The sequence below is a fragment of the Erwinia persicina genome (assembly GCF_019844095.1).
Classification (GTDB): Bacteria; Pseudomonadota; Gammaproteobacteria; order Enterobacterales; family Enterobacteriaceae; genus Erwinia; species Erwinia persicina.
In genome coordinates this window covers 3,387,311-3,403,649 of record NZ_CP082141.1, presented here as the reverse complement: position 1 = coordinate 3,403,649, position 16,339 = coordinate 3,387,311, and the positions used below count along the sequence as shown (strand labels likewise).

The 16,339-nt window shown below is 56.6% G+C and carries 13 protein-coding genes; 11 read left to right on the top strand and 2 right to left on the bottom strand.

The features are described 5' to 3' along the window. Nucleotides 1-254: 254 nt before the first annotated feature. Nucleotides 255-2,402, top strand: a complete 2,148-nt coding sequence (gene pqqU / locus K6L24_RS15640; protein ID WP_222681634.1) for a TonB-dependent receptor PqqU — start codon at nt 255-257, stop codon at nt 2,400-2,402. 140 nt (nt 2,403-2,542) lie between these two features. Further along, nucleotides 2,543-4,924, top strand: a complete 2,382-nt coding sequence (locus tag K6L24_RS15635) for a glucose/quinate/shikimate family membrane-bound PQQ-dependent dehydrogenase (protein WP_222681633.1) — start codon at nt 2,543-2,545, stop codon at nt 4,922-4,924. A 46-nt stretch (nt 4,925-4,970) separates the two neighbouring features. On the opposite strand, the gene K6L24_RS15630 is transcribed toward K6L24_RS15635, so the two are convergent. After that, nucleotides 4,971-5,447 (bottom strand): pyridoxamine 5'-phosphate oxidase family protein, encoded by a 477-nt coding sequence (locus K6L24_RS15630; protein ID WP_118664482.1) that lies wholly within the window; start codon nt 5,445-5,447, stop codon nt 4,971-4,973. A gap of 539 nt (nt 5,448-5,986) precedes the next feature. Here K6L24_RS15630 and arnB point away from each other — a divergent pair. From arnB to fetB, 9 genes are read left to right on the top strand one after another with little or no spacing between them, the layout of a single operon-like run. Beyond that, the gene (gene arnB / locus K6L24_RS15625; RefSeq protein WP_118664481.1) at nt 5,987-7,126 is read left to right on the top strand and encodes a UDP-4-amino-4-deoxy-L-arabinose aminotransferase; all 1,140 of its coding nucleotides are present in this window, start codon (nt 5,987-5,989) and stop codon (nt 7,124-7,126) included. Between the two features lies 1 nt (nt 7,127). Continuing rightward, entirely contained in the window at nt 7,128-8,105 is a 978-nt protein-coding gene (arnC, locus tag K6L24_RS15620) for an undecaprenyl-phosphate 4-deoxy-4-formamido-L-arabinose transferase (RefSeq protein WP_222681632.1), read from the top strand. Then, nucleotides 8,102-10,084, top strand: coding sequence for a bifunctional UDP-4-amino-4-deoxy-L-arabinose formyltransferase/UDP-glucuronic acid oxidase ArnA (gene arnA / locus K6L24_RS15615; protein WP_222681631.1), 1,983 nt, complete (start codon nt 8,102-8,104; stop codon nt 10,082-10,084). The genes arnC and arnA overlap by 4 nt, the downstream gene beginning before the upstream one ends. Next, a complete protein-coding gene (gene arnD / locus K6L24_RS15610; protein ID WP_187510026.1) occupies nt 10,081-10,974 on the top strand; it encodes a 4-deoxy-4-formamido-L-arabinose-phosphoundecaprenol deformylase in 894 nt (297 codons plus the stop codon). The genes arnA and arnD overlap by 4 nt, the downstream gene beginning before the upstream one ends. 6 nt (nt 10,975-10,980) lie before the next feature. Then, nucleotides 10,981-12,642: a lipid IV(A) 4-amino-4-deoxy-L-arabinosyltransferase gene (gene arnT, locus K6L24_RS15605; protein WP_062745252.1), complete on the top strand. Its 1,662-nt coding sequence runs from the start codon at nt 10,981-10,983 to the stop codon at nt 12,640-12,642. Continuing rightward, a complete protein-coding gene (gene arnE / locus K6L24_RS15600) occupies nt 12,639-12,962 on the top strand; it encodes a 4-amino-4-deoxy-L-arabinose-phosphoundecaprenol flippase subunit ArnE (protein ID WP_222681630.1) in 324 nt (107 codons plus the stop codon). Before arnT ends, arnE begins: the two co-directional genes overlap by 4 nt. Further along, complete coding sequence (arnF, locus tag K6L24_RS15595; RefSeq protein ID WP_187510028.1) at nt 12,962-13,348, top strand: 4-amino-4-deoxy-L-arabinose-phosphoundecaprenol flippase subunit ArnF; 387 nt, start codon at nt 12,962-12,964, stop codon at nt 13,346-13,348. The genes arnE and arnF overlap by 1 nt, the downstream gene beginning before the upstream one ends. Nucleotides 13,349-13,391: 43 nt before the next feature. Then, a complete protein-coding gene (fetA, locus tag K6L24_RS15590) occupies nt 13,392-14,057 on the top strand; it encodes an iron efflux ABC transporter ATP-binding subunit FetA (RefSeq protein ID WP_222681629.1) in 666 nt (221 codons plus the stop codon). Beyond that, nucleotides 14,044-14,802 carry an iron efflux ABC transporter permease subunit FetB gene (fetB, locus tag K6L24_RS15585; protein ID WP_137268665.1) on the top strand — a complete coding sequence of 253 codons (759 nt, stop codon included), beginning with the start codon at nt 14,044-14,046 and terminating at the stop codon, nt 14,800-14,802. Before fetA ends, fetB begins: the two co-directional genes overlap by 14 nt. Nucleotides 14,803-14,857: 55 nt before the next feature. On the opposite strand, the gene K6L24_RS15580 is transcribed toward fetB, so the two are convergent. After that, nucleotides 14,858-16,105 carry a carbohydrate porin gene (locus K6L24_RS15580; protein WP_222682337.1) on the bottom strand — a complete coding sequence of 416 codons (1,248 nt, stop codon included), beginning with the start codon at nt 16,103-16,105 and terminating at the stop codon, nt 14,858-14,860. Nucleotides 16,106-16,339: the final 234 nt, after the last annotated feature.

Below are 16,339 nucleotides of genomic sequence, written 5' to 3'. Positions count from 1 at the left end.
AGTGCTACAATCGCCCGCGTTTTGTGACTTGCGTCACATTAGTACCCTCAGTAACGCGCCGCGGGCAGAGAAAAAGAGTGGCTGCGCGTCACAGAGAGTTTTTGCTCATGCCGTAAGCAAAATGCCTCAGGGGTTATATACTTTTTGGGGTTGCCAGGCTGGGCAAGACCGTTTTACGTCAGGGAATGTCGGACGCTTACCGGGCGGAGCCGGGTGAGATTTTTTGTATCTTTTATCCACATCGAATAATTCTTGTGATTAATAAAACTTCTGCTGTTGTTTTAACACCGCTGTTCCTGCTGTCACCCGTTGCTGTCAACGCTGCACAGCCTGCCGCCGTGACCGCGTCGGGCGAGGCACCGTCGCTGATGGTGATAAAGCAGCGCGAAGGGCTGTCCGAACTGGACACCCCGGCGGCCGTCAGCGTGGTGGACGGTGATGACCTGCGTGGCACCAACGCCCGGGTAAATCTGTCTGAAAATCTTGGCAGCGTGCCGGGCCTGCAAATTCAGAACCGTCAGAACTATGCTCAGGATTTGCAACTCTCCGTGCGCGGCTTCGGCAGCCGATCCATGTACGGCGTTCGCGGCGTGCGGCTGTATGTGGATGGCATCCCTGCCACGATGCCCGACGGGCAGGGGCAGACGTCAAACATCGATATCAACTCGGTGGGCAAGGTAGAAGTGCTGCGCGGGCCTTACTCTGCACTGTATGGCAATGCCTCCGGTGGCGTGGTGAATATTGATACCACCACCGGCAGCCAGCCGGCCACGCTGGAAGCGGGCACCTACTTTGGCAGCTTTGGTTCCTGGCGCAACAGCGTAAAAGCCAGCGGCGCTACCGGTGATGGCACGCAGGCGGGGGATGTCAATTACACCCTCTCCGGTTCCCGCTTTACCACCCACGGCTTCCGCGATCACAGCGGCACGCAGAAAAGCCTGGGCAACGGGAAGCTCGGCGTGCGGCTTGACGACGTCAGTACGCTGACGCTGATGTTTAACAGCGTTTCCGTCGATGCCAACGATCCTGGTGGACTGACGCAGGCCGAATATCAGGCCAGTCCGCGCCAGTCGCCGCGCGGCGATAGCTTTAATACGCGGAAAAACCTCGATCAGACTCAGGTCGGTCTGCGCTACCAGCGGGAAATGAGCGACAGGGATCAGCTGACGCTGACCACCTGGCACGGTGAACGTCACACCACGCAATATCAGTCTATTCCTTATGCCACGCAGCAGCTTGCCACTTACCCCGGTGGGGTGATCGTGCTGGAACGTAAATACCAGGGGATAGACACCCGCTGGAAGCATGACGGGCAGATCGGCTCTGTGCCGGTAACGCTGACGGCGGGAGTGGATTATGAAACCATGACCGAACGCCGTCAGGGCTTTCAGAACTACAACAGGGTTAACGGGGTGAATCAGTTTGGTGAGAAGGGCGATCAGCGTCGCAACGAGAAGAACACCATGTGGAACCTCGACCCCTATCTGCAAACCAGCTGGCAGCTGACGCCGAAATGGACGCTGGATGCCGGCCTGCGTTACAGCACGGTGAACTTTGATTCCACCGACTATTATATAACCAGCGTGAATGGCGATGACAGCGGCAGCGCGCGCTACCATAAGCTGCTGCCGATGGGGTCGCTTAATTATGCCGTCACCGGGGCGTGGAACCTTTATGCTTCGGCCGGCCGCGGATTCGAAACCCCGACCATTAACGAGCTGTCATACCGTTCAACCTCCGGTTTACAGACGGGCCTGAACCTGGGCCTGAAGCCGGCCACCAGCGATACCGTTGAGCTGGGCAGCAAAACCCGCATTGGCTTCGGTCTGCTGACCGCCGCCGTGTTCCAGACCAATACCGACAACGAGCTGGTGGTGGATGACAGTAAAGGGGGACGTGCGGTGTATAAAAATGCCGGAGAAACCCGTCGCCGTGGCCTGGAGCTGGGCTTTGATCAGCAGTTTGCGATGGACTGGCATCTGAAGCTGGCGTGGACGCTGCTGGATGCCACCTACCGCAATGACACCTGCAATGCGTCAGGAACCCGCTGTACACCGGCGGGCAACCGCCTGCCGGGGATTGCGCGCAATATGGGTTATGCCTCTCTGGCTTATGCGCCGGAAAGCGGCTGGCACGCCGGGGCCGATATCCGTTATATGAGCGACATCCAGGCGAATGACGCGAACGATGCGCAGGCACCGTCCTACGCGGTGACCAGCCTGAATACCGGCTACCGTTTCAACTGGAGCCAGTGGTCGCTCGATCTGTTTGGCCGCGTGGATAACCTGTTTGACCGCCAGTATGTCGGCTCGGTGATCGTTAACGAAGGTAATAACCGTTACTACGAACCGGCGCCGGGACGTAACTGGGGCGGCGGTGCAACGCTGGTTTACCAGTTCTGAAAAGAATCCAGTAACCACCTGCTGGTTACAGCAGGTGAAAAACACCCGATGGATAGGCAACACAAGACGGGTATTTGAAAAGATCGGGCTGACGCTGTCACGCCCAATCGATGACTTTAAATTTTGGTAAGGTTCAAACTATGCAAAGTAAAGCATCAAGAATACTGATCCTGTTAACAGCGATATTTGCCACCCTGAGTGGTCTGTATCTGTTAATTGGCGGTATCTGGCTGGCTAAACTGGGTGGCTCGCTCTACTACATCATCGCTGGTGTGGTTATGCTGATCACCGCTTTCCTGCTGTACCGCCGCCGTGGCGCAGCGCTGCTGCTCTATGCGTTGTTCCTGCTGGCCACCACCGTCTGGTCGCTGTGGGAAGTGGGGCCTGACTTCTGGGCGCTGACGCCACGTCTGGATATCACTTTCTTCCTCGGTCTGTGGCTGGTACTGCCGTTCATCTGGCGTGCGCTGAGTGCAGGCGGATCATTCCCGCGCGTGGCACTGTCAGCCGTGCTGGTGTTTGTGGTGGCCGTTCTGGCTTACTCGGTGTTTAACGACCCACAGGAAATTAATGGCACCCTGAGTCAGGATCAGACCGCTGCAGCCCCGGCTGACGACGGTATTCCTGCGGGTGACTGGCCTGCCTATGGTCGTACCCAGGGCGGTACGCGTTACTCTCCGCTGAAGCAGATTAACGCGACCAACGTCGGTCAACTGCAGGAAGCCTGGACTTTCCAGACGGGTGATCTGAAGACGGCCAGCGATCCGGGTGAGATCACCAATGAAGTGACCCCGATTAAGATCGGCGATGCCCTGTACCTGTGTACTGCGCACCAGAAGCTGTTTGCTCTGGACGCGGCAACCGGTAAGCAGAAATGGATGTTCGATCCGAAGATGAAGACGGACCCGACCTTCCAGCATGTGACCTGTCGCGGTGTTTCTTATGTGCAGACGCCGGAAGCGGCGGCAACGCCTGCGGTCGAGAAGCCTGCGCTGTGTTCACGCCGCATCCTGCTTCCGGTTAATGATGGCAGCATGTATGCGCTGGACGCGGAAACCGGTGCGCTGTGCCCGGAATTCGGTGACAACGGCAAGCTGAACCTGCAGAGCAACCTGCCTTACAACAAAGTGGGCTCTTACGAACCGACCTCACCACCGATTGTGACCGCCACAACGATAGTGATGGCCGGTGCCGTTACCGATAACTATTCGACCAAAGAGCCGTCGGGCGTGATCCGTGGTTTTGACGTCAAGACCGGCAAGCTGCTGTGGGCTTTTGACACGGGCGCGAAAGATCCGAACGTGATTGCGGAAGGCGAGCAGAACTATACGCCTAACTCACCGAACTCATGGGCACCGGCGTCTTACGATGCCAAACTGGATCTGGTGTATCTGCCGATCGGTGTGTCCACGCCGGATATCTGGGGAGGACACCGTACTCCGGAAATGGAGCGTTTCGCCACCGGGATGCTGGCCCTGAATGCCACCACTGGTAAACTGGCCTGGTTCTATCAGACGGTTCACCACGATCTCTGGGATATGGACGTTCCGGCGCAGCCTACGCTGGCTGATATTAACGATAAAGACGGTAACAAGGTTCCGGTCATCTACATTCCGACCAAAACCGGCGATATCTTTGTGTTGAACCGTACCAACGGTAAGCCAGTCGTGCCGGCACCGGAAATGAAGGTTCCGGGTGGGGCTGCGAAGGGCGACCATGTCTCGCCAACGCAGCCTTATTCTGAACTGAGCTTCCGTCCGAAAGCTCACCTGTCCGGAAAGGATATGTGGGGTGCGACGATTTACGATCAGCTGATTTGTCGCGTGATGTTCCATCAGCTGCGTTACGAAGGTCCATTCACGCCACCGTCCGAGCAGGGCACCCTGGTCTTCCCGGGTAACCTGGGCATGTTCGAGTGGGGCGGGATTGCTGTGGATACGGATCGCCAGGTGGCGGTGACTAACCCGATGGCGCTGCCGTTTGTTTCGCGTCTGATCCCGCGTGGTCCGGGTAATCCGATCGAGCCAGATGAGAATGATAAAGGCGGTACGGGTACCGAGTCTGGTGTTCAGCCTCAGTACGGCCTGCCGTACGGCGTGACGCTGAATCCGTTCCTGTCTCCACTGGGCTTCCCGTGCAAGCAGCCTTCATGGGGCTATATCTCTGCGGTTGACCTGAAAACGAACGATATTGTATGGAAAAAACGTATCGGCACCGTGCGCGACAGCTCACCGGTTCCGCTGCCGTTTAAAATGGGCATGCCAATGCTGGGCGGGCCGGTGACCACTGCCGGTAACGTGTTCTTTATCGCCGCAACGGCCGATAACTTCCTGCGTGCTTTTAACGTGTCTAACGGCGAGCAGCTGTGGGAAGCCCGTCTGCCCGCAGGCGGCCAGGCGACGCCAATGACCTATGAAGTGAACGGCAAACAGTACGTGCTGATTGTGGCCGGTGGTCACGGTTCGTTTGGGACTAAGCTGGGCGATTACGTGAAAGCGTATGCGCTGCCTGACAGCAAATAAGCCTTAACGTCAGAAGTAAAAAGGGCGACCCCAGGGTCGCCCTTTTTTATGCCAGTGCTTTCAGTGCCGCTATCTGTTCGTGCCAGCGCGTCAGCGCCACGGCCTCATCCTTCAGGTGGAACGTCAGGCCGCTGGTGACCGTCGCGTACGGCGCGCGATGGGCGATCACCTGCTTCACGTCTGCACGGAACACCGCCAGCGCCAGGTCTGTCAGGGTCTCCTCCCGCAGGGTGGCCCGCGCCTGAACTTCAATGACCGCCCCCTCCAGTACCAGCGCCAGCGTCATTTTCCCGTCGCGTTGCAGATTGCGGGTGGTGGTGGAATCAGGCCAGATGGCAAACAGCAGTTCGCCCGGTGAGCGGGCGATGATTTCGCCCAGACTGAGCTGAGCCGCATAGGGCCAGCCGTTATCGCCCACGCTGGACAGGCGAATGGCCTGATGCCGATGACTGGCGGGCAGGGAGCCGTTAAGCAGTGCCATCAGCGTATCAGGCAGCGTATCCGGCAAAGTGTCAGTGGTCATATCCGCTTCCTTTGGTCTGTAAAACGGCCAGTTTACCCTGTAATTGTGTTAACCGGCATGTTCACGTGATTTGGCGATGCCGGTGGCCTCATTTGACCGGGGGTGAGGTGAATGGTCTGGGCAGTAGCACTTCACCGTCGGGATTCTGTATTCACTCTTCAAAATGTTTTGCTACAAAATAATGAAAATATTTTTATATTTACGTTTTTTCTTAGTTTGTTTTTTGTTCCACGCCGCTTATAGCTAAACCCCTCTTAAACCAGACTGATTTAATCCCGCAGCGGTAGCATTATCTTAATCTTCCCCTAAGTATTTTCATTTAAGGTCTATGTATATGGATGTTGGTAAGCTCTTTTTGCGCCTTCAGAGCGCTTAATGGGCGTTTATAGCGCTTTTTTGGTCAACTAAAGCGTAAAGAAAGGTCTGTCCTCTGACAGGTGGTCAGGGGATGAAATGCCGTAGAGGATCAGGTGTGGGCGTACCGCCTGGCCTGCTCTGAAAAATCATTCGTGATATTAATTGTTTAATGGATGTAATCAATGTCAGACTTTTTGCCTTTCTCGCGTCCGGCAATGGGGGAAGAGGAACTGGCCGCTGTCGCAGACGTTCTGCACTCAGGCTGGATCACCACCGGGCCCAAAAATCAGCAGCTTGAAGCGGCTTTTTGCCAGCTGACCGGTAACCGGCACGCCATTGCCGTAAGTTCAGCCACTGCCGGGATGCACGTCACGCTGATGGCGCTGGGCATCCAGCCTGGTGATGAAGTGATCACACCTTCACTGACCTGGGTTTCGACGTTAAATATGATCGTGTTGCTGGGGGCGACGCCGGTCATGATTGATGTGGATCGCGATACGCTGATGGTGACTCCGGAACGGATTGAAGCAGCTATCACACCGCGTACCAAAGCCATTATTCCGGTGCACTATGCCGGTGCTCCGGCTGACACTGATGCCATCCGTGCGCTGGGTCAGCGTCACGGTATTGCCGTTATCGAGGATGCGGCCCACGCGGCAGGAACCACGTATCGCGGGCGGCACGTCGGAGACCGGGGAACGGCGATATTCTCCTTCCATGCGATTAAAAATATGAGCTGTGCGGAAGGCGGCCTGGTGGTGACAGACGATGCGGCGCTGGCGGATCGTGTGCGCAGCCTGAAGTTTCACGGTCTTGGCGTGGATGCCTTTGACCGTCAGACTCAGGGCCGTGCGCCGCAGGCCGAAGTGATCTCCCCGGGATTCAAATACAATCTTGCTGACATTAATGCGGCGATTGCGCTGGTGCAACTGGATAAGCTGGCCGCGAACAATGCCCGCCGCGAACAGATTGCACTGCGTTACCTTGATGAACTTTCGACGACGCCCTTCCTGCCGCTTACGCCGCCCAGCTGGCCGCATCAGCATGCCTGGCATCTGTTTATTCTGCGCGTTGATTCTGAACGGTGTGGCCTGAACCGCGACGCTCTGATGCAGGCGCTGAAGGACCAGGGGATCGGTAGCGGTCTGCACTTCCGCGCCGCACACACGCAAAAATATTACCGCGAACGTTTTCCTCACCTGAGCCTGCCGCATACGGAGTGGAACTCAGAGCGTATCTGCTCGATTCCGCTGTTTCCGGGCATGACCGATGAAGATGTCAGCCGCGTCATTGCGGCACTGCATGCGCTGGTGAGGAAATAACATGACCGAACAACCAATCAACAAAGTCTCCGTGGTGATCCCGGTCTATAACGAGCAGGAGAGCCTGCCCGAGCTGATCCGTCGAACGGATGAGGCCTGTGCGCAGCTGGCGATGGACTATGAAATCCTGCTGGTGGATGACGGCAGTAGCGATGCGTCTGCCGATATGCTGGTCACGGCGGCCGAAGCCCCTGGCAGCCATATTGTGGCGGTGCTGCTCAACCGTAACTACGGCCAGCATTCAGCGATTATGGCGGGTTTCAGCCACGTCACCGGCGATCTGGTCATTACGCTGGATGCCGATTTGCAAAATCCCCCGGAGGAGATCCCCCGGCTGGTGGAGACGGCCCTTCAGGGCTTTGACGTCGTGGGTACCGTCCGGCAGAACCGTCAGGACAGCTGGTTCCGTAAGTGTGCCTCACGCATGATTAACCATCTTATCCAGCGCACCACCGGCAAAGCGATGGGGGACTACGGCTGTATGCTGCGCGCCTACCGCCGCCACATTGTCGATGCCATGCTGCATTGCCACGAGCGCAGTACTTTTATTCCGGTCCTTGCCAATACCTTTGCCCGCCGTGCGACGGAGATCCCGGTGCACCATGCTGAACGCGAGTTTGGTGATTCGAAATACAGCCTGATGCGGCTGATTAACCTGATGTACGACCTGATCACCTGCCTGACTACCACGCCGCTGCGCCTGTTAAGCGTCTTTGGCAGCGTGATTGCTCTGGCGGGTTTTGCTATTTCCCTCCTGCTCATCGTACTGCGCCTGTTTTTTGGCCCGGAGTGGGCAGCAGAAGGGGTCTTTATGCTGTTTGCCGTCCTGTTTATTTTTGTCGGCGCACAGTTTGTTGGTATGGGGCTGCTTGGCGAGTATATCGGGCGAATCTATAACGATGTGCGAGCCCGTCCCCGCTATTTTATTCAGCGCGTTGTGAGCCACGACGCCAACTCCACACAGGATAAATCATCATGAAAGCCGTCGTTTTTGCCTACCATGATATGGGATGCGCTGGCATCCAGGCGCTGGCTGAAGCCTGTTTTGACATCTGCGCGATTTTCACTCATGCGGATAATCCTCACGAAAATCACTTTTTCGGTTCGGTCGCGCGCAGTGCAGCGCAGCTCGGCGTACCGGTTTATGCTCCTGAAGAGGTGAATCATCCGCTGTGGGTTGACCGCATTCGCGAGATGAAACCGGATGTGATTTTTTCCTTCCACTATCGTCAGATGCTGAACGACGAGATCCTGACTGCCGCCCGCGTGGGAGCGTTTAACCTTCATGCCTCGCTGCTGCCGAAATACCGTGGACGCGCTCCCCTTAACTGGGTGCTGGTGAACGGGGAACAGGAAACCGGTGTGACGCTGCACCGCATGGTAAAACGTGCCGATGCCGGGGCTATTATCGCTCGTGAAAAGGTGGCTATTACCGCAGCAGACAATGCGCTGACGCTCCATTATAAGCTGTGCGAGAGCGCCAAAACGCTGCTGACGCGCAGTCTGCCCGCCCTGCGGAGCGGTGATTTCACTGAGGTTCAGCAGGATGAGAGCCAGGCAACGTATGTTGGACGGCGTACACCGGAAGACGGTCGCATTGACTGGCATCAGCCGGCGCAACGGGTACATAACCTTGTGCGGGCAGTGACCGACCCCTGGCCTGGTGCGTTCAGTTATGTGGGAGGTGCGAAGTTTATTCTCTGGCAGTCGCAGATACGCCAGGACTGGCCAGCCGCAAAACCCGGTACGGTGCTTTCCGTCTCACCGTTTGTCGTGGCCTGCGCCGATGGGGCGTTAGAAGTGGTGACCGGGCAAAGCGACAGCGGCGTCTATATGCAGGGCAGCCAGCTTGCGCAAACGCTGGGTCTGGTGGCGGGGGCACTGCTGCATAACCAGCCGACGGCAGCCGTAAAACGTCGTACCCGCGTGCTGATCCTCGGCGTAAATGGCTTTATCGGTAACCATCTGACTGAACGTCTGCTGGCCGATGATAACTTTGAAATTTACGGTCTGGATATTGGTTCCGACGCCATCAGTCGCTTTATCGGTCACGATCGTTTCCACTTCGTTGAAGGGGATATCAGCATTCACTCAGAGTGGATTGAATATCATATTAAGAAATGTGATGTCGTTCTGCCGCTGGTGGCGATTGCCACCCCGATTGAATATACCCGTAACCCGTTGCGCGTGTTTGAGCTGGATTTCGAAGAGAATCTGAAAATTATTCGCGACTGTGTGAAGTACAAAAAACGGATTATCTTCCCGTCGACCTCCGAAGTGTATGGCATGAGCACGGACGCGACCTTTGATGAAGACCACTCTAATCTGGTGGTCGGGCCTATCAATAAGCAGCGCTGGATTTACTCTGTGTCTAAACAGCTGCTGGACCGGGTTATCTGGGCTTACGGCGAAAAAGAGGGGCTGCGCTTTACCCTGTTCCGACCGTTCAACTGGATGGGGCCCCGACTGGATAATCTTAACGCCGCCCGTATTGGCAGTTCACGCGCTATCACCCAGTTGATCCTGAATCTGGTCGAGGGTTCACCGATAAAACTGATCGATGGCGGACGTCAGAAACGCTGCTTTACCGATATTCGTGACGGTATTGAAGCGCTGTTCCTGATTATTGAAAATAAGCAGCAGAACTGTGACGGCCAGATCATCAATATCGGTAATCCGGACAATGAAGCCAGTATTAAAGAGCTGGCTGAACAGCTGCTGGAAAGCTTTGAGCGTCACCCTCTGCGTGACCGTTTCCCACCCTTTGCCGGTTTTCGCGAGGTGGAAAGCAGCAGCTACTATGGTAAGGGGTATCAGGATGTGGAGCACCGTAAACCGTCTATTCGTAATGCGAAGCGCCTGCTGAACTGGACGCCTGAGGTGGCGATGAACTTCACTATTGACGCCACGCTGGACTTCTTCCTGCAAACCGTGGAACCGGGTGAGATGACCGAATGATCAACGTCGGTCTGCGCATTGATGTAGACACCTGGCGTGGCACCCGTGACGGTGTGCCGCGCCTGCTCTCCATTCTTGAGCGCCAGCAAACCCGGGGCAGCTTTTTTTTCAGCGTCGGCCCGGACAATATGGGGCGGCATCTCTGGCGTTTGCTGAAACCGCGCTTTCTGTGGAAGATGCTGCGTTCAAATGCCGCCTCGCTTTACGGCTGGGATATCCTGCTGGCGGGGACGGCCTGGCCTGGCCGGTGTATTGGGGTAGGTCAGGCAGACGTCATCCGACAGGCCGCTGAACACCATGAAATTGGCCTCCATGCCTGGGATCATTTTGCCTGGCAAACCTGGGCAGGTGTATGGTCAGCGGAGAAGCTGAGTGAAGAAATCCGTCGGGGCGTGGACGCATTGACTGCCCTGACAGGGCAGCCGGTGACCTGTTCGGCGGCGGCGGGCTGGCGGGCCGATGGTCAGGTGGTCGCCGCCAGACAACCTTTCAACTTCCGTTATAACAGCGACTGTCGCGGTTCTGCGCCTTTTCTGCCGTTGCTACCGGACGGGCGGACGGGCACCGTGCAGATCCCGGTGACGTTACCCACCTGGGATGAAGTGGTGGGCACGCGGGTTGCCCGTCAGGACTACAACGCCTTTATCCTCGATGAAATCACCCGCCAGCACGGCGTGCCGGTCTACACCATTCACGCGGAAGCGGAAGGGATCGTGCTGGCGGAAATGTTTGATGCGCTGCTGACCGATGCGCGTCGCCGGGGTATTCGCTTTTGCCCGTTGAGCGAACTGCTGCCGCAGGACCTGTCGCAGCTGCCGACGGGTAAGATTGTCCGGGGTAGTCTCCCCGGCCGTGAAGGCTGGCTGGGATGCCAGCAACCAGTCGAGTGATTGCGGATGAAAACCACCCGTTATGCGTTATTACTGCCCGTACTGTATGTGCTCTATTATCTGATCCCTCTTGAGTTTCGCTCGTTGTGGCAGCCGGATGAGGTGCGTTATGCCGAGATCAGCCGTGAAATGCTGCTCAGTGGAAACTGGGTGGTGCCTCACTTTCTGGACCTGCGTTACTTCGAAAAGCCGATTGCCGGATACTGGATCAATAACATCAGTCAGTGGCTATTCGGCCACAACAATTTTGCCGTGCGTTTTGGTTCCGTGTTTTCCGTCTCACTCAGCGCGCTGCTGATCGGCTGGCTGGCGATGCGCCTGTGGCGAGACCGGGCCACAGCCGTGCTGTCGGCTGTTATCTTCCTCACCTGTATGCTGGTATACAGCATCGGTACTTATGCCGTGCTCGACCCGATGATCACCCTTTGGCTGACGGCTGCCATGTGCAGCTTCTGGCTGGTCGGGGAGGGGGGCAGTAGCCGTAAGAAAGTGGCGGGCTGGCTGCTGCTGGGCCTGGCCTGCGGTATGGGTTTTCTTACGAAAGGCTTTCTGGCGCTGGCGGTGCCGGTCGTGGCCATCGTTCCGTGGATGATCTGGCAGCGGCGCTTTAAAGAGCTGATGCTGTTCGGGCCGCTGGCGCTGGTGAGCGCCGTTGCTATCTCGCTTCCCTGGTCAGTCAGCATTGCCCGGCAGGAGCCTGATTTCTGGCGCTATTTCTTCTGGGTAGAGCATATCCAGCGCTTTGCAGAGAGTAATGCCCAGCATAAAGCGCCATTCTGGTACTACGTACCGGTACTGATTGCAGGAACGCTACCGTGGCTGGGGCTGCTGCCAGGGGCGCTGTGGAAGGCCTGGCGTGAGCGGCAGGGGGCCCAGGGGGCGATGTATCTGCTGGGCTGGGTGGTGATGCCGCTGGTGTTCTTCAGCATGGCCAAAGGCAAACTTCCGACCTATATTCTGCCCTGTTTTGCGCCACTGGCGATGTTGCTGGCCCATTATGCGATGGCGCTGGCATCGTCCGGCCGGCGCGTGTTTAAACTTAATGGTGCAATCAACCTGCTGGTGGGAACGGTACTGTTACTGGCGATGCTACTGGTAATGGCCCCCTGGGGGCTGGCGAAGCACCCGGTGTATGCCCACCATGAGTTGATTAAAGTCCTGCTGGGCAGCACGGCATTTCTGTTCTGGGCGCTGGTGGGGGCGGCCAGCCTGGTCGGGGATGCTAAACACTGGCGTCTGGCGGCACTGTGCCCTCTTGGTCTGGCACTGGTGGTCGGGGCGGCCATCCCGGACAAAGTGATGAATTCTAAGCAGCCACAGCCTTTTATTACCGATATCAGCCATGAGCTGCAGCAGAGCCGCTTCGTGCTGGCCAATAACACCGGCATGGCGTCGGCGCTGGGCTGGTCGTTGAAACGAAGTGATATCCGGATGTTAGATCAGCCAGGGGAACTTGAATACGGTTTAGGTTACGCCAACGGAGCCGATCGGCTGGTGACCACCTCTGATTTTGCATCGTGGCTACGTCAGCACCGTCGTCAAGGTAACGTCTCGCTGGTGATGAAACTGTCCGGTGAGGATCGGCAGATTGATGCCGGGATCCCTGCGCCCGATCGTATCGTCCAGCGTGGCAGAATGCTGCTCTACTTCTACCGTCAGCAGCCATGAACCTGCTACTGATTGTGCTGGCCAGTCTGCTGAGTTGTGGTGGCCAGCTGTGTCAGAAGCAGGCCACTCTGCAGAACTGCCGTCGCGGGCTGTATGGCTGGCTGGCGGTAAGCATCATACTGCTTGGTATCGCGCTGTTGGTCTGGTTGCGTGTGCTGCAAACGGTTCCGGTGGGCGTGGCGTACCCGATGCTCAGCCTTAACTTTATTTTTGTTTCTCTTGCCGCCCGCTGGCTGTGGAAGGAGACAATCCCGTGGCGGCATGCGCTGGGCATTGCACTGATTGTGGGCGGCGTGGCGGTAATGGGGAGCTATACCTGATGGGATGGCTCTTTGCCTTTTGCAGCGTACTGCTGGTCAGCGCTGCACAGCTGTTGCTGAAGTGGGCCATGGTGCAACTGCCCCCGCTGGGGCAGACCGGACTGTTTGTTGACACACTTTTTACGCTCTCATGGCCGGTGCTGGCGCTGTCAGGTGGACTGGTGGCCTACGGACTGTCAATGCTGTGCTGGGTGCTCGCCCTGCAGCGGCTTCCCCTAAGCCAGGCCTATCCATTGTTAAGTCTGAGTTATCTGCTGGTCTGGCTGGGCGCGCTCTGGCTGCCCGGGCTGAATGAACCCTTTCTGTGGGGCAAGCTGGCGGGGGCCTTGCTGATCCTCGGCGGGCTGTTACTGATTTTCTCTCCGGGGAAAAACAGCCGCAGATAATGTTATTATCATCCGATTATTGACTCAGAGTCTGGTTGATCACATGAATGCGTTACCCCCTCTCCTGCAGGTCAGGGAGGTCAGTTTTGTACGCCAGGGAAAAACCCTGTTAGCGCCGGTGTCCTTTGAACTTCAGCGCGGTGAATTCCTCTGGCTGACCGGGCCATCCGGAGCCGGTAAAACCACGTTGTTAAAAATTATTGCCTCACTGCTTGAGCCGACCGGGGGCGAGGTGTTATTTCACGGCCAGCCGATCGTTGCGCTGAAACCTGAACCCTATCGGCAGCGGGTTTCCTGTGTGTTTCAGACGCCCCAGCTGTTTGGCCGCACAGTCTGCGACAATCTTTCCCTGCCGTATCAGATCCGCCAGCAGGCGGTTGACCTGCAGCATCTGGGCCGTGAATTGCGGCGCGTCAATCTCTCAGAAGAGATGCTGGATAAGCCGGTTGAGCAGCTCTCCGGCGGGGAGAAACAGCGAGTGGCGCTGCTGCGTCATCTGCAGTTTCCTCCGGAGATCCTCCTGCTTGATGAGATCAGCAGTGCGCTGGACGAGGCGAATAAGCTGACGGTGCAGACGATAATTAACCAGCAGGTGAGCAACGGCGTGGCGGCAATCTGGATCAGCCACGACAGCCATGAAGCCGATGATGGCAGGCGTCGTATCACGCTGCGTCCCGACGGGCAGGAGGGCCGGCATGGATCAGCATAATATTACCAATGCCTCCCTGGCGATGGCCCTGATGCTGGTGGTGATTGCGATGCTGGTCAGCCGTAAAGAGCGACTCGGGCTGGAAAAAGATATTCTCTGGAGCGTGACGCGGGCTGTCATCCAGCTGGTTATCGTCGGCTTTGTGCTCAAGTATATTTTTGACGTCAATAATCAGTGGCTGACCGGACTGATGGTGCTGTTTATCTGTATTAATGCGGCGCTGAATGCGAAAAAACGCAGCGGGTCGATCGACAGAGGCTTCCTGATTTCGTTTGTGGCGGTGAGCGGTGGAACGACGCTGACGCTGACCATTCTGCTACTCAGTGGCGCGATCGCCTTTGTCCCCATGCAGGTCATCCCGATATCGGGAATGATCGCCGGTAATGCGATGGTGGCGGTGGGGTTGTGTTTCAGCAATCTTAATCAGCGCTTCAGTGATAATCGTCAGAAGGTCGAGGAGATGCTCAGTCTCGGGGCCAGTGCGAAGCTGGCTTCGGCGGCTATCCTGCGCGACAGTATCCGCGCTGCAATGATCCCTACCGTGGATGCCGCAAAAACAGTCGGTCTGGTGAGTTTACCTGGTATGATGTCCGGCCTGATCTTTGCCGGTATCGATCCGGTAAAAGCGATTAAGTATCAAATTATGGTCACTTTTATGCTACTGGGAACGGCCAGCCTGTCGACGATGATTGCGGGCTATCTGGCCGCCCGGCGATTCTATACGGCGCGCGTTCAGTTGAAATAGCCGTATAAGCTTAAGCATTAAGGGCGGGCCACACACCGTGCCCGCCCCGACAACATCAGAAATTCACATTGGCGCTCAGACCACCAATGAAGGCATCTTTAACGCCTGAGACGGCGCCGGGTGACGCGACGTACTGCAGGCTGGGACGGAGGTCAAGCCAGTGAGTGGCGTGAACGTTGTAGTAAACTTCGTAGTTCCATTCTGAACCGTGCTGAATGGGCAGGTAGGTCGGGCTGCGGTCGTCGTACTCACCGTTGTACTCATTGGTGCCCCGCTGCATTTTACTGTAGTCGCTGTTGACGTGAATACGCGCTACGCCAAAACCCATCTCATCCTGCGCACGGGTGGCAAAAGGGCCTTTCCAGGTCAGCTCTACGGCCTGGTAATTATCCGTTTTCGACGTTTTATGATCGTTCATCACAGCCTGTACTGTCAGGCCAAGCCCCCGGTTGACATCGCCATCAGTGGCGGTCATCTGCTGTTGTAACAGCAGATAACCCCCGTACGCCTTCGCCTGTCTGCCGTAACCACCATTGCGATAGCTGGCGTATTTATCCCCATTCACCGAAGAGTAGTAGCCACCGATACGGTAGTTGCCCGGCAGTTTGTTCGCGCCGAGCAGGGGTTTCCAGCCAAATTCAAATGGCACCATATTCCCCAGCGACGGACTGCCGTCAAGGTAGAAGCCGTTGCCGCGATCATAGTTATTCCGGTTCTGATTATAGAAACCGGCCTGGAAGAACATATCATCCGGCAGGTTCAGTTTTATCCGTCCTCCCCACTGCGATACCGGCCAGTTATACCAGCGGTCGCCGCGCCAGTTGCCTGGCTGACCGCTACCAAAGGCCAGGTTTTCGAACTTGCTGTCGAATGAGTCGAAGTCTTCACCTGTGGTGACGCGACCGGCTTTGATCTCGACCAGATGGTCAAAGAAGCCCTTATTAACCCAGAATTGTGTCAGACGCCAGGTCTGGCCCCGGCCCCACACTTCCTGTACCGAGGACAGGCCTCCGGTACGCGGGTCGTTAATATGCTGGGTCAGGTCGCGCCCGTTTCGGCTGGTGATGGTGAACTGGAACTGCGTATCATCCCAGTTGAGCAGCTTTTCCAGGTCGAGGCTGGTGCCAAAGGCCCACTGATCGGTATAGCGGGCAGTGGTAGAGGTGTTATAGCCCCCGGCAAGGTTACTGGCGGATTCCATGGTGTAGTTTACCTGAAAGTCGACGCCTTCCTTTTTCAGTTCGCTACGGTAGCCACCCCAGTCACCAAATAAATAATCCGAATCCATACTAAGAGGTGCCATATCGGCATTAGCCACCGTAGAGACTAGTAACAGGGCACTGCTGTAGAGAAGAGGGGAAATTTTACGTTTAAATACGTGTTTATTTGTCACTGTTTTTCGCCTTTTTATTATTTATCTGTACGAGTCCTGGTGGCTCTCTCATGATAAGAAAGCCGTACAGATTGTTTGAGGTACAATGCTTTTTCGTCCCCGGGCGCACGTAATTCATGGCCGGGAAGCTATGACACCATGTGT

Excerpts from the sequence above, each read along its gene's own strand:
- K6L24_RS15635 (WP_222681633.1), top strand. The coding sequence starts at position 2,543 with ATGCAAAGTAAAGCATCAAGAATACTGATCCTGTTAACAGCGATATTT.
- K6L24_RS15630 (WP_118664482.1), bottom strand. The coding sequence starts at position 5,447 with ATGACCACTGACACTTTGCCGGATACGCTGCCTGATACGCTGATGGCA.
- arnB (WP_118664481.1), top strand. The coding sequence starts at position 5,987 with ATGTCAGACTTTTTGCCTTTCTCGCGTCCGGCAATGGGGGAAGAGGAA.
- arnC (WP_222681632.1), top strand. The coding sequence starts at position 7,128 with ATGACCGAACAACCAATCAACAAAGTCTCCGTGGTGATCCCGGTCTAT.
- arnA (WP_222681631.1), top strand. The coding sequence starts at position 8,102 with ATGAAAGCCGTCGTTTTTGCCTACCATGATATGGGATGCGCTGGCATC.
- arnD (WP_187510026.1), top strand. The coding sequence starts at position 10,081 with ATGATCAACGTCGGTCTGCGCATTGATGTAGACACCTGGCGTGGCACC.
- arnT (WP_062745252.1), top strand. The coding sequence starts at position 10,981 with ATGAAAACCACCCGTTATGCGTTATTACTGCCCGTACTGTATGTGCTC.
- arnE (WP_222681630.1), top strand. The coding sequence starts at position 12,639 with ATGAACCTGCTACTGATTGTGCTGGCCAGTCTGCTGAGTTGTGGTGGC.
- arnF (WP_187510028.1), top strand. The coding sequence starts at position 12,962 with ATGGGATGGCTCTTTGCCTTTTGCAGCGTACTGCTGGTCAGCGCTGCA.
- fetA (WP_222681629.1), top strand. The coding sequence starts at position 13,392 with ATGAATGCGTTACCCCCTCTCCTGCAGGTCAGGGAGGTCAGTTTTGTA.
- fetB (WP_137268665.1), top strand. The coding sequence starts at position 14,044 with ATGGATCAGCATAATATTACCAATGCCTCCCTGGCGATGGCCCTGATG.
- K6L24_RS15580 (WP_222682337.1), bottom strand. The coding sequence starts at position 16,105 with ATGGCACCTCTTAGTATGGATTCGGATTATTTATTTGGTGACTGGGGT.